This is a genomic window from Salmonirosea aquatica (assembly GCF_009296315.1).
In the GTDB taxonomy this organism is placed as follows: Bacteria; Bacteroidota; Bacteroidia; order Cytophagales; family Spirosomataceae; genus Salmonirosea; species Salmonirosea aquatica.
The window spans coordinates 4,563,347-4,576,238 of sequence record NZ_WHLY01000002.1 but is presented as its reverse complement, the minus strand read 5'-3'; the positions used below and the strand labels follow the sequence as shown (position 1 = coordinate 4,576,238).

Below are 12,892 nucleotides of genomic sequence, written 5' to 3'. Positions count from 1 at the left end.
CCGATCCGGTGTGGGGCACCATATGGATCGGTCTACAGGGTCTCGTCTATGTTAAACACAAACAATTCAAAGAAAATGAAAAAAATCCGATAAGTCAAATTACTTCCGTTTGCTTCGGACTGCCGCGAGTCTCTGAAAGCCTGGTTTGCTTTTACATAAATCTTCTAAATGAAGATTTTACAAGATTTTCACGCGCTTTGCTTTTCATTCTTTTTGATAGAAAATTGTATGAGAAAATTTATAAAACCTAACTATTTCCTGGGATTACTCCTGGGACTTTTACCCACGCAACTGCTGGCGCAATTTACATTGTCGGGACAGGTGCGCACCCGAACCGAACTTAGGGACGGCCTCGGCAGCCCATTGTCCGAAACCCAGGATGTGGCATTATTCACCTCGCAACGGACGCGCCTCAATGTAGGCTACACAGGGTACCGTACTAAATTTTTTGTGGCTGTGCAGGACGTCAGGGTATGGGGGCAGGATGCCTCGACCAATAACCGAACCACGAATGCCAGCCTGAATGGCCTGATGCTGCACGAAGCCTGGGCCGAAATCGGCCTGCTCGACACGGCACTTACCAAAACCGGGCGCGACCTTTCGCTGAAAATAGGCCGACAGGAACTGCTCTACGACGACAGCCGCCTGCTCGGAAACCTCGATTGGTTGCAGCAGGCCCGCCGACACGACGCCGCTGTTTTGAAGTATGGCAACAAGGGTTTTACGGCGCATTTCGGTGCTGCGTATAACCAGAACCGTGAGTCGACCAGCGGTCAGATCTACAACGGGGCACCCACGGGGTATCCCGCCGGGACCAATGGCATCGGGACCATGTACAAATCGCTGCAGTACCTGTATTTGGGCAAGAAGTTGAAACAGGGTACCGCTTCTTTCCTGGTGGTGAAGGATGACTTTAACCGTTATTCACTGGATAGCAATGGTACCCAGATATGGAAAAAAGGTACCTGGAGCCGCGTGACACTGGGGCCTTACATTTCTACCAAAATCGGTAAAGATCTGAGTTTGACGGCAAGCGCTTACTTGCAAACGGGCAAGGCTCGCGATGGACAAAGTCTAAACGCTTCCACGGTGTCGGTGAGTACGGCCTACCGACTCAATCAAACCTTTTCCATCGGGCCGGGCGTTGATTATTTGTCGGGCAATGCCCCCGGCGACACCCGCTCACACCGCTTCGATCCACTGTATGGTACCCCGCACAAATTCTGGGGACAAATGGATTACTTCTACGTAGCCAATGGCTTCGGCATGGGCGGTCTGGTGAACTACTATCTCAAATCATCTTTTACTCTTACTAAAAAGATATCCGGCACGACGGATTACCATCTTTTCCAGAGCCCCAACGAAATACGGATAGGCGACAAGCCCGTGAACAGCAAGTCCTTCGGTAGTGAGTTCGACCTCATATTAAACTACAAAATGCTACCTACTGTAGGCATGCAACTGGGTTACGCGCATTACTTCACTACCCCTACCCTGGCTGCCGTCAAGGGGGTACCTTCGGCCCGAGAAGGCGCTAATTGGGCTTATTTGATGATTAACATTACCCCGCAGTTCCTGTCTAAATAGCCGATATCTTTTTTGAAGGTAAAAGCCTTTACACGGCATCCACAGGCTGAAGCCTGCAGCAATTGATTAATATCACTTATTCTCTCATCCTATCATTCAAAATTGTTAAAAAATGAAACCGCTCGAAAAACTGAATATGTTTAGCTTCAAAGGCGTGCAGATGCGTACCTTCCACCTTTCCTGGATCGCCTTCTTCATGTGCTTCTTTGGCTGGTTCGGCTTAGCTCCGTTGATGAAGGTCATCAAAGACGACCTGGGCCTCAGCAAGGAGCAAATCGGCAATATTATCATTGCTTCCGTAGCGGCGACGGTTGTAGCCCGGGTGCTGATCGGACGGCTGTGCGATACCTTCGGACCACGAAAAACGTATACGGTTCTGTTGGCTGTATGTGCCATTCCGGTGATGGCGGTGGGCTTGTCGTACAACTACGAAACCTTCCTGTTATTCCGGCTGGCGATTGGCGTCATTGGCGCGTCGTTCGTCATCACGCAGTACCACACCTCGGTGATGTTCGACAAGAAGATCGTTGGCACGGCCAACGCCGTAACCGGCGGCTGGGGCAACCTGGGGGGCGGTGTGACCAACATGGTGATGCCCCTGATTTTTGCGGCGTTCATCGGCCTGGGGTACCTGCCCAGCACGGCCTGGCGGTTGGCGATGATCGTACCGGGGATACTTCTGCTCATCATCGCGGCGCTCTACTGGTTCTATACCCAGGATACTCCCGCCGGTAATTTCGACGATCTACCCGACCGTGTGGTCAATAAGAAAGAAAGCTCCTTGGGTGAAGCCGCCAAGGATTACCGTACCTGGATTCTGTTCCTCGCCTATGGTGCCTGCTTCGGCATAGAAGTGACTTTCGACAATGTGGCAGCCCTGTACTTTGCCGAAAAATACGGCGCTAGCCTGACCATGGCCGGCATCCTGGCGGGTTCGTTTGGTTTCATGAATCTCTTTGCCCGGGCTATGGGTGGCATCGTTGCCGACAAGGTAGGTAACCGTTTCGGGATGGCCGGCAAAGGTTTCCTGCTGGCCGGGCTGCTCGTACTGGAAGGGCTGGGAATCGTCTATTTTGGCCTGACGGACAATATCACGCTGGCGATAATCGCCATGATCACCTTCGCCATGTTCCTGAAAATGGCCAATGGTACCACTTACGCCATGGTACCCTTCATCAACCGCAAAGCGCTGGGATCGGTGAGTGGAATCGTGGGAGCGGGGGGCAACGTAGGGGCCGTGCTGGCCGGATTCCTGTTCAAATCGCCCTCCATCACGTATTCCGACGCTTTTATATACATCGGCATCGCCGTGGCAGTAATAGGAGGCGTAGTAGCTTTTACTCGTTTCTCGCTGCGCGAGGTACCCGTGAGCGAAAGCGAGTTGGTTGCCGCTTGATAGATTAACGCTGACAGTGTTTCAGAACGCTGTCAGCTTTGACAACAAATCGAATAAACAAATCCAATATGGCTCATTCCAAACAAACCCATAAAACTACCTGCTGCTACTGCGGTGTGGGCTGCGGCATAGTGGTGCAGAAAGAAAGCGACGGGCGTCTGACGGTGGAGGGCGACAAGAGCCATCCCTCGAACCAGGGAATGTTGTGTTCTAAGGGCATGAACCTGCACTACACTGTCATGGACCAAAGCGATCGCCTGCTGTATCCACAGATGCGCATGAATCGCTCCATGCCCTTGCAGCGGGTAAGTTGGGATGAAGCTTTGGAGCGTACGGCAGCAGTTTTCCGGACATTTATCCAAAAATATGGTCCGGATTCGGTGGCATTTTATGTTTCGGGCCAATGCCTGACGGAAGAGTATTATCTGGTCAATAAATTAATAAAGGGTTTCATTGGGTCCAACAACATCGATACCAACTCGCGGCTGTGCATGAGCTCGGCGGTAGTGGGCTACAAACTGGCTTTGGGCGAAGATTCGGTACCCGTCTGCTACGACGACATCGAGGAGGCGGACGTATTTTACGTACAGGGAGCCAATCCCGCCTGGTGCCACCCCATCATCTGGCGCAGGATCGAAGCCCATAAGGCGGCCAACCCGCACGTAAAAATAATCACCGCCGACCCGCGCCTGACCGATACCGGACGGGCGTCGGACCTGCACCTACCCGTTCGTCCCGGCACGGACATTACCCTCAACCATGCCCTTGGCCGGGTTCTGATTGAAAGGGGGTACCTTGACGAAGAATTCATCATCGGCCACACGGACGGTTTCACTGCCTACCGCGAGCAGGTGATGGCGCGTTCTCTCGCCGAGGCTGCTGAAATCTGCGGCGTCGATTCTGCCGACATCCGGCAGGCCGCCGAATGGATAGGCCGATCCCGGGGCTTCCTGTCACTCTGGACTATGGGCATGAATCAATCGGTGATCGGTGTCAATAAAAATCTTTCCCTCATTAATCTGCACCTGATTACGGGTCGCATAGGTACCCCTGGCAACGGTCCCTTCTCGCTTACCGGACAGCCCAACGCCATGGGAGGCCGGGAAGTGGGCGGTCTGGCTAATATTCTGCCGGCCCACCGTGACGTGACCAACGCTACGCACCGGGCCGAGATGGAAAAGTTCTGGAATAGTCCGGTGAAAATTGCCAGCCAACCGGGCCTGACCGCCACGGAAATGTTCAAAGCGATGGACGACGACAAGCTGAAAGCGATCTGGATCATCAACACCAATCCGCTGGTCAGCATGCCCGATGTCAACGGCGTGGAGCGGGCTTTGAAGAAAGGTAGGTTTGTGGTAGTACAGGACGTGTCGAGCCGTGCCGACACGGTGGCGATGGCCGATGTGGTACTCCCCGCCGCCGCCTGGCTGGAAAAAGAAGGTACCATGACCAACGCCGAGCGCAGGATTACCTACCTACCCAAGGTACTCGACGCCCCCGGCGAAGCTTTGCCCGATGTGGAAATCATTTGGCGCTTTGCCCGGAAAATGGGTTTCACCCAGGAATTCAACTACCAGAAAGCTTCCGAAGTATACGCCGAGTATGTCAAGACGACGACTGGTACCCATATCGACATCACCGGGCTAAGTCACGAAATTCTGAAAAAGCAGCGCAGCGTCCAGTGGCCTTACAGAATGGATTCGCAAGAAGGGAAATCTCCGGTAAAGGTACCCAGGCTATTTGCCGACCGCACGTTTTACACGCCCAATCAGCGTGCCCAGATTCACGCGGTTCCCGATGGAAACGCTTCCGAGCTAACCAACGAAGATTTTCCGCTGGTCTTGACGACGGGCCGCATTCGCGATCAATGGCACACCATGACCAAAACGGGCCGCGTGTCCAAGTTGAATCAGCACGTACCAGAGCACTTTTTACAAATCCATCCGGACGATGCGGCCGCGCGGGGAATAAAGCCGGGGCAACTGGTGACGGTGCGCGGTCGACGCGGCGAGGTACGGGTAAAGGCCGAACTTACTACGGACACCCGCCGGGGGGTGTGCTTTCTACCCATGCACTGGGGCAAAATCCTCAATAGCAGCCTGGGTCGGACCAATAACCTTACGAATAGCCTGGTAGATCCCCGCTCCAAGGAGCCGGACTACAAATTCACCGCGGTGCAGGTGGTACCTTATCAAAAACCTCTGGAAAAAATGATCGTCATCGGGGCAGGATCGGCGGGTTTGGGATTTGTCAATGCGCATCGTGCCCTGAATCAGACCGACGAAATCCAGGTTTTTTCGCAGGAAATTTACCCATTTTACAACCGGGTACTTCTCCCCGACTACATCAGCGGTGCGCAGAGTTGGGAGCAATTGGTAAAAATGCGGGAAGATCAGTTCGCCGATGCGGGCATTACCGTTCACAAAGGCATAGGAATCGCTTCCATCGATCGACTAAATAAAACCGTTACCGATACCAACGGGCTGGTGCATGCATACGACAAACTGATCCTGGCGACGGGCAGCCGGGCCTTCATGCCCAGAGGGGTACCTTCACTGCCCGGCATATTCAACATGCGCTCGCGGCTGGATGCCGATGCCCTGCTCCCATTTCTGGAATACCCCGATCCGCACGCGGTGATCGTGGGTGGCGGGCTGCTGGGCCTGGAACTGGCCGCTTCCCTGCGCGAACTCAACGTGCGGGTGTCGATCGTACAGCGGGGCGGACGCTTCATGGAGCGTCAGCTCGATCCACTGGCGGGCGACTTGCTGTACCAGGAAATCTGCGACCGCGGCGTCGAAGTTTATTTCAACGATGAGGTACAGACCTACCAGGGCGACAGTACCTTGAAATCGGTACGGCTGCGATCGGGCCGGAAGTTGGATTGCCAGGTGGTGGTACTGGCCATAGGTACCACGCCCAACATCGAGCTGGCCCGCGAAACAGGACTGGATTGCAACCGGGGCGTAGTAGTCAACGACTACCTGCAGACTTCCGATCCCGACATCTTTGCCGCGGGCGAAATAGCCCAATGGCGCGGGCAGATGTGGGGCATTACCCTGGCCGCCGAGCAGCAGGCGGAGACCATTGCGAACTACCTCAACGGCCACGTCACCGCGCCTTATCAGGGTAGTCTATCCATGAATATCCTGAAAATGGAGGGGTTGCATGTGTGCAGCATCGGCCTGGCCGAAGCCCCCGACGGCAATCCGGCTTACGAGGAAATTATTTTCATCGACAAAGCCAAACGCTATTATAAAAAGTGCCTGGTGCACGGCGACAAACTGGTAGGAGCCATCCTGATTGGCGACAAGAATGAGTTCAACGAGTTCCGGGATTTGATTTCGAAAGGTACCGAGCTATCCGAAAAAAGGCTGGAATTGTTACGTTCCAATAGCAAAAGCGAGCCTCTGGCAGGCAAGTTGGTTTGTTCGTGCAATACCGTCGGACGGGGAAACCTTGAAAAAGCCATTCAAGACGGCTGCACCGATTTCGCCCAGCTTTGCCAGCAGACCGGCGCCGGAACCGGCTGCGGCTCCTGTCGGCCGGAAGTAAGATCCATTTTGGAAACAACCCTCAGTCTTCAGCTTTCGGCCGTTGACTGAGACGTTGCATCGTATCAGAAAACCTCGCAACTCAGTACTTCAATGCAAGATATTCAAACTATAAAGATCAACCTTCCCGGCGGCATGGTTTCGCCCGGACGGCTGCGCGAAATCCTGACGGTTGCCTACGACGCCAAAGTACAGCAGGTACGTTTCGGTAGTCGGCAACAATTGATTTTCCGGATTACTGGCGAGAAAGTACGCTTTCTGGAAAGGGATTTCAAAAAACAGAAAATCAGGTACGAAATCAACGGCGAAAATTATCCCAATATCGTCAGCTCCTACTGCGCCGAAGAGGTTTTCCGGACTGGCCATTGGCTCCACGAAAGCGAGTACCATACCGTGCTGGACGGATTTGATTACAGTCCGAAACTAAAAATCAATCTATCTGATTCGCACCAGAGTTTTACGCCCTTTTTTACCGGCAACCTCAACTTTATTGCCTCGCCGGAGCCGCATTTCTGGTACCTCTATATCCGTCCCAAGCAATCGAATTCCTTGTTCCGCTGGCGCGATCTGATTTATACCAACGATATCGCCGCTCTCGCGCATACGCTCGAACCCTTTTTGCTGGAAGCTATCGATGAGGAAATTACCGAAAGGTACCTCTACGAAAAAGTCAGTCAATCCAGCTCATTGATCACGCAGCCCGCCACGCAGGAGGTACCCCTACCCGACTTCGGGCTCCCTTATTACGAAGGATTCAACCGCTATGGGCAGCGCTCCTGGCTGGGCATATATCGCCGGAACGAGGAGTTTTCCATTCCTTTTCTGCTGGACATCTGTTCATTGTGCCTGGAAACCCGGGTTGGCGAAATCTGTACTACGCCCTGGAAATCTTTGATTATCAAAGGTATTGAGGAAAACGATCGTCCGCGCTGGAGCCAGATCATGAGCCGGCACAACATCAATGTCCGCCACGCCGCCAACGAACTGGCCTGGCAGACCGAAGATCACGACGACGAAGGCATTGAATTTAAAAAGTACATCCTGCAGTACTTCGAAAAGCACGATACCCGGACCTTCGGACTCTGTTTCGGCGTGCAGACGCGTGATAAGTCGGAGGTATTTGGTTCGATTCTGATCCGGAAACGGTACACCCTGAGAGTGGGAGATCTGCGGTTGTTGCCCGTGTACGATCTGTTCCATACCGATAATTTCAATCCCAACAGCCGGACCTACTTTCTATTTGAAACCGGTTTGATGAAAAATCACCTACCCAATCAGGTAGATCGTCTGTGCCGGAAGTTCAATGCTTCACGCTATGGTCAACAAACATCCCGGATCGAAATCGCCGAGAGTTCGGCCCCGGCCCTAATCCATGAACGGTACCAATGCCCGCATTGCCTGACCGTATACGACGAAACCTTTGGCGACGAGCGGGCCGGCATTGCACCGGGGGTACCCTTCTCCGCCCTACCCGATAGCTACCTCTGCGCAACCTGCGAAGCGCCCAAAACGGAGTTCGCGGTAGTTGAAATAGAAAATCTTGTGGTTTGATTATTGTAAATTCGCCCTATCACCATGTTCGACATCCGAGTGAAGCCCGTATATTTTGATTTTGAAAGCGATTTTGTGGATACCTTCCGGTGCATTCCTATGGTCGTGCGCTACAAGCTGGATACCTGCGATAAGAAACTTCAACTAGCCGAGTGGAGCCGCCTGAAAGCCAACGAAAAGCAACTCCTGGCCGAATTGCCGTGCGAATCGCCCGCCGAAATCGTAACCTACCGAAGGTACCTCGAGGAGCGGGTGTGGGAAAGAAGCCAAAAGCAAATCAAGGATCTGGGCGGCGTGGACGCTACTTGGGACGACCTGACGCAGGTACCCTCGGAAGTTCAACAAAAAGCATCGGAGTGGCAGTGCGCTGCCCCTACCCTGGCGCAATGGATCGGGTTGGATTTATTGCAGCGCTTCGCGCTCGTCAAGCTGAGTCGCTCGGGGCACGAAGGGGAGAATTTTCCGAAAGCGTTACGGGAGTTCGGGCTGATCGAATGATTTTAGAAGTCCTTATAAATCGGCCGGACTGTTCAGATTCCGGAAAGCGAATTCATCCTCAACTACCTCGGATGCCGTTTTTGCAGACGCCAGCACTTGGACAAGTCCATGCCGGGTGAGGTACCCATCGTACATTTTCTGAGAAACAGCAGCGAGCAAACGCGCGGAAAAAATGCCGGGAAAGGGTTGTAAACAATCCTGCACCATAAAAACCCACGCCTCTGCTTCAGGTACCTTGGCGCGTAAAACCATGAGCTTACGGAGTAGCCCGACCGTCAGATTCGGCATGTCGCAGGGCAGGACGAGTACGTCAGCCTGGGGGTACCTTAGATGAAAGCTTAATAAACCCTTCAAAGGTCCGCCCACGGGCAAATCCAGATCGGACAGCAGTTCAAAATCGGGTAAAATCTCAGCGGTATACACCTTGCGCTGAACTTCGCGAATCAGTATGCTTACCGGCAAATCGACCTCTTGCAGCAAGGTACCTGCCCGGTTGACCCAAAGGGTCGATTCAACCGGAATAAGACCTTTGTCCCGCCCCATTCGGCGGCTTTCGCCCCCGCTGAGCACCAGGCCATGGAGTATGTCTGGATTAGTCAAGTACTGAAGTATCGTCCCGCAGGAGCGTTAGTTACGAAAATTTCCATTCTTTCTACAAAGGTACCCTACTCCTGCCCGTTGCTTTCTTTCCTGGCTACCAGTACCTCCGTAATCCGGTTCAGCTCCTGCACCTTGTACTCAAAATCCCCGCGCAGCAGGTCACGCACGCCTTTGAGTTGCTCCATGGCGGTTTCCAGATTATCGGGCAGGGCTTCGGTAAGTACCTCGCGCAGGCGTTTGGCCAGGGTAGGTGACATGCCGTTGGTCGAAATGGCTACCTTCAGATTTCCCTTCTTCACGATGGAAGACAGATAAAAATCGCACTCGTCGGGTGTATCGGCCACATTGCAAAGCAGGTTTCGGGCGCGCGCCAGGCGCTTGATCCGTTTGTTTTCTTCCCTGTCGTTGGTGGCCACAATCACCAGATCCTTGTAGTCGAGATCGAAGTCTTCAAAGGCGCGCGGTAATAGTACCACATGCGGATTCTGCGCGGCAATTTGCTGGATTTCGTCCCGAATTTCGGGAGCTACCAGGGTAATCTTGGCCTCGGGCGAATTGCCCAAAACCGCCTCGATTTTTTCCAGGCCGACGTACCCGCCACCCACGATGAGCAGGTGGAGGTCGTCGTTATTGAGTTTCAGAAATATGGGAAATAGATGGTTCATTCCAGGGAGTTTACGCTTCGAAAGGGTTTAGAAAACAATTCATTGCTCAATCATTTACTCTAACAATCAAAGCGTTATATATTATTAAAAAAATAAATGGGCAAAATTCAGGATAGGTGTTTCCTATAACTGGATAAAATCCGACTAAGCGGATTGAAAGCAAGTTTATTCTCAATCCTTAACAACAAAAAAACGATGAAAGATTCAGAAGATTTTGAAAAGGCCCTCATGACGCGACTGACCAGCCGCCAAAATGACAAGGAGTTTCTTCGCAAAACCTCGTCCGCGATCGTATCGCTCAAAAAACAGGGATTCGTCATCGACAAAATCCTTACCAAGGGCCAACCGGTACTGGACCGGGTTTTTGTAATGGGCAAACCCCATCCGGATTTCTTTGCCAATCTCCGGGACTTTTCCGTTTTGGGTGGTCTTCGTAGCTTCGAGATTTTCCCCTATGGTGTAATCGCCATTGACGGTTTCAATTTCAAAGCCACCTTCGGGCACTGACCCATGGAAACGGCCCAGCCCAGCTGCGGGACGGTCGGGCGCGAGGGTACCCCTCCGCCCGACCGCTATCGCACCATTCAGATTCACCCGACGTTGCGATGCAATCTGTCATGTCTGCACTGTTATTCCTCGTCGGCACCCCACCACCGCGACGCGCTATCGCTCGATGGGCTCAAAAATTTTCTGGTGAACGCCTACGAAGAAGGGTTCAATGCCATCGCCGTTTCGGGCGGCGAACCTTTTCTGTACCGCGACCTGGAAGCCCTGCTAGCTTTTACACGCGAGGTAGGGTACCGCAACACGCTGGCCTCGAATGGGATGCTCCTGGGTTCTGAACGCGCGCAACGCATACTCGAATACGTGGACCTGATCGCGCTGAGCGTGGACGGGCCGCCCGACTTGCACGACTACATCCGGGGCCAGAAGGGGGCTTTCGATAAAATGCTCCACGGGGCGGAACTGCTCCGTACGATGCAGAAACCTTTTGGTTTTATCCATACCGTCACGCCTCAAAGCTGGGAGTCGTTGCTGTGGTTAGGTACCTTTGCCGAAGCGCAGGGCGCAAAGCTCTTGCAATTGCACCCGCTCGAAATGCACGGCCGGGCCAACGAAACGCTGGCGGAAAGTGCTCTGGACAATACACTCTATCACCAGATTTTTATCCTGGCCAATTACCTGCGCAGCAAATACGCCGACCGGATGTTCGTGCAACTGGATCTGCTGCACCGCGAGTACCTGCGCGAATTTCCGCAAGCCGTCAGTGCCTTTGCACGCGGATGTTCAAAAAACGGGCGCGTGTCTGATTTGTTCGATACGCTTGTGGTGGACGAAACCGGGCGCATTTCGCCCGTGGCCTATGGCTTTGCGCCGGAACTTTCGATGGGGTACCTCACGAATTTCAACGCCCATACGTTTTCGGCTTTTTTGCAAAATAAGGTACCCATCATTGAGTCGATATTCGGCACTGCGCTCCACAAAATATGCACGGACGAAGAGCGGGATGTGATCAATTGGAATGAATTGGTCATCGCTGAAAGCAAAGCCAGCCATCGCCTGTGTGCCTGATAGAACCTACCCCTACCCGCAAAAAGAGCGGTAATCCCTGTCAGAATTACCGCTCTTTTTTAAAACCAATCCACGGGGTACCTTTCCGCTTACGCTTCCAGCGCCGCCACGCCCGGCAGCGGTTTGCCTTCCATGTATTCCAGCAAAGCACCGCCGCCCGTAGATACGTAGCTTACCCGGTCGCCGTAGCCGGCGTTGTTGATTGCCGAGGCCGAATCACCACCACCAATGAGGGAAAAAGCGTCGTTATCTTCGGTCGCCTTCACCACTACCTTAGCAATGGCGTTGGTACCTTTGGCAAAATTGGGGAATTCAAAAACGCCCATCGGACCGTTCCACAGGATGGTTTTCGATTTGGCAATGATATCAGAAAACAATTCGATCGTTTCGGGGCCAATGTCAAGACCCTGCCAGTCGTCGGGTACCTGCCCCGCCTTCACGGTCTGGCGCTGGGCATCATTGCTAAAATCGTCGGCAATGACGGTATCGACCGGTAACACCAGATTCACACCTTTCTCTTTGGCTTTCTCGATTAGTTCGAGCGTCAGGTTCTGCTTATCGGCTTCCAGGAGCGACTTGCCGATATGGCCGCCTTTGGCTTTGGAAAAAGTGTAGGACATGCCGCCACCGATGATCAGGTTGTCCACTTTGTCGAGCAGTCTCTCGATGATGAGAATCTTATCCGAGATTTTGGCACCACCCATGATGGCCGTAAAAGGACGTTCGGGGTGTTCGAGCAGACGTTGGGCATTGTCCAGCTCAGCTTGCATGACATAGCCACATACCTTATCTTTAAAAAACTTGCCGATCACGGCCGTAGAAGCATGCGCCCGGTGGGCTGTGCCGAAGGCATCCATGACCCACACGTCGCCCAGTTTGGATAATTTTTCAGCAAATGCTTCATCCCCTTTTTCCTCTTCCTTATAAAACCGCAGATTTTCCAGCAATAGAATCTCGCCCGGTTTCAGATCCGCCGCCATCCGCGTAGCTTGCTCACCGATGGCATCATCCGCGAATTTCACGGGGCGGCCAAAGATCAATGACAACGGATTCACCAGGTGCTTCAACGAATATTTTTCGGTAGGCCCATCTTTCGGGCGACCCAAATGCGACATCAGGATACAAGCCCCACCGCTATTCAGTATTTTGTCGATCGTCGGGACAGTCGCCTTGATGCGGGTATCGTCCGTAATCTCGAATTTATCGTTGAGGGGTACGTTGAAATCGACGCGCACCAGTGCTTTTTTACCAGAAAAATCGTAGCTGTCAAGTGTTTTCATAAGGTTTACGGGATTGTTTTTGGTTGAAACAAATGTAAATCAATTCTTTCCAAAATACTAGAATGCCACTATGAATCAGGGGCTTATACTAGGTATTGTACAACTTTAAAGTTTTATTTTTCTATTTGTATGATTATATTCCATCACAAAGATTCAAGTGTCAAAGGCGCATAAAAGCAAAGGCACAGC

General features: G+C 52.8%; 10 protein-coding genes. 7 read left to right on the top strand and 3 right to left on the bottom strand.

Going from position 1 to position 12,892, the window contains the following annotated elements:
- Positions 1–228 precede the first annotated feature (228 nt).
- The 5 genes from GBK04_RS19940 (at position 229) to GBK04_RS19920 (ending at position 8,586) form a co-directional block, all read left to right on the top strand.
- Positions 229–1,587, top strand: a complete 1,359-nt coding sequence (locus tag GBK04_RS19940) for an alginate export family protein (protein WP_152762718.1) — start codon at positions 229–231, stop codon at positions 1,585–1,587.
- 112 nt (positions 1,588–1,699) lie between these two features.
- The gene (locus GBK04_RS19935; RefSeq protein ID WP_152762716.1) at positions 1,700–2,983 is read left to right on the top strand and encodes a NarK family nitrate/nitrite MFS transporter; all 1,284 of its coding nucleotides are present in this window, start codon (positions 1,700–1,702) and stop codon (positions 2,981–2,983) included.
- A gap of 68 nt (positions 2,984–3,051) precedes the next feature.
- On the top strand, positions 3,052–6,588 hold the full coding sequence (locus tag GBK04_RS19930) for a molybdopterin-dependent oxidoreductase (RefSeq protein ID WP_152762715.1): 3,537 nt from the start codon (positions 3,052–3,054) through the stop codon (positions 6,586–6,588).
- 42 nt (positions 6,589–6,630) lie between these two features.
- Positions 6,631–8,088, top strand: a complete 1,458-nt coding sequence (locus tag GBK04_RS19925; protein WP_152762713.1) for a rubredoxin — start codon at positions 6,631–6,633, stop codon at positions 8,086–8,088.
- 24 nt (positions 8,089–8,112) lie between these two features.
- Positions 8,113–8,586: a nitrate reductase associated protein gene (locus GBK04_RS19920; RefSeq protein ID WP_152762711.1), complete on the top strand. Its 474-nt coding sequence runs from the start codon at positions 8,113–8,115 to the stop codon at positions 8,584–8,586.
- Positions 8,587–8,598: 12 nt separating this feature from the next.
- Here GBK04_RS19920 and mobA read toward each other — a convergent pair whose 3' ends face one another.
- Positions 8,599–9,186: a molybdenum cofactor guanylyltransferase gene (gene mobA, locus GBK04_RS19915; protein ID WP_152762709.1), complete on the bottom strand. Its 588-nt coding sequence runs from the start codon at positions 9,184–9,186 to the stop codon at positions 8,599–8,601.
- A gap of 65 nt (positions 9,187–9,251) precedes the next feature.
- Complete coding sequence (locus tag GBK04_RS19910) at positions 9,252–9,851, bottom strand: precorrin-2 dehydrogenase/sirohydrochlorin ferrochelatase family protein (RefSeq protein WP_152762707.1); 600 nt, start codon at positions 9,849–9,851, stop codon at positions 9,252–9,254.
- Between the two features lie 195 nt (positions 9,852–10,046).
- On the opposite strand from GBK04_RS19910, the gene GBK04_RS19905 reads away from it, so the two are divergent.
- Positions 10,047–10,358, top strand: coding sequence for a hypothetical protein (locus GBK04_RS19905; RefSeq protein ID WP_152762705.1), 312 nt, complete (start codon positions 10,047–10,049; stop codon positions 10,356–10,358).
- Between the two features lie 3 nt (positions 10,359–10,361).
- Positions 10,362–11,423, top strand: coding sequence for a radical SAM protein (locus GBK04_RS19900; RefSeq protein WP_152762703.1), 1,062 nt, complete (start codon positions 10,362–10,364; stop codon positions 11,421–11,423).
- 89 nt (positions 11,424–11,512) lie between these two features.
- Here GBK04_RS19900 and GBK04_RS19895 read toward each other — a convergent pair whose 3' ends face one another.
- Positions 11,513–12,703, bottom strand: a complete 1,191-nt coding sequence (locus GBK04_RS19895) for a phosphoglycerate kinase (protein ID WP_152762701.1) — start codon at positions 12,701–12,703, stop codon at positions 11,513–11,515.
- Positions 12,704–12,892 lie beyond the last annotated feature (189 nt).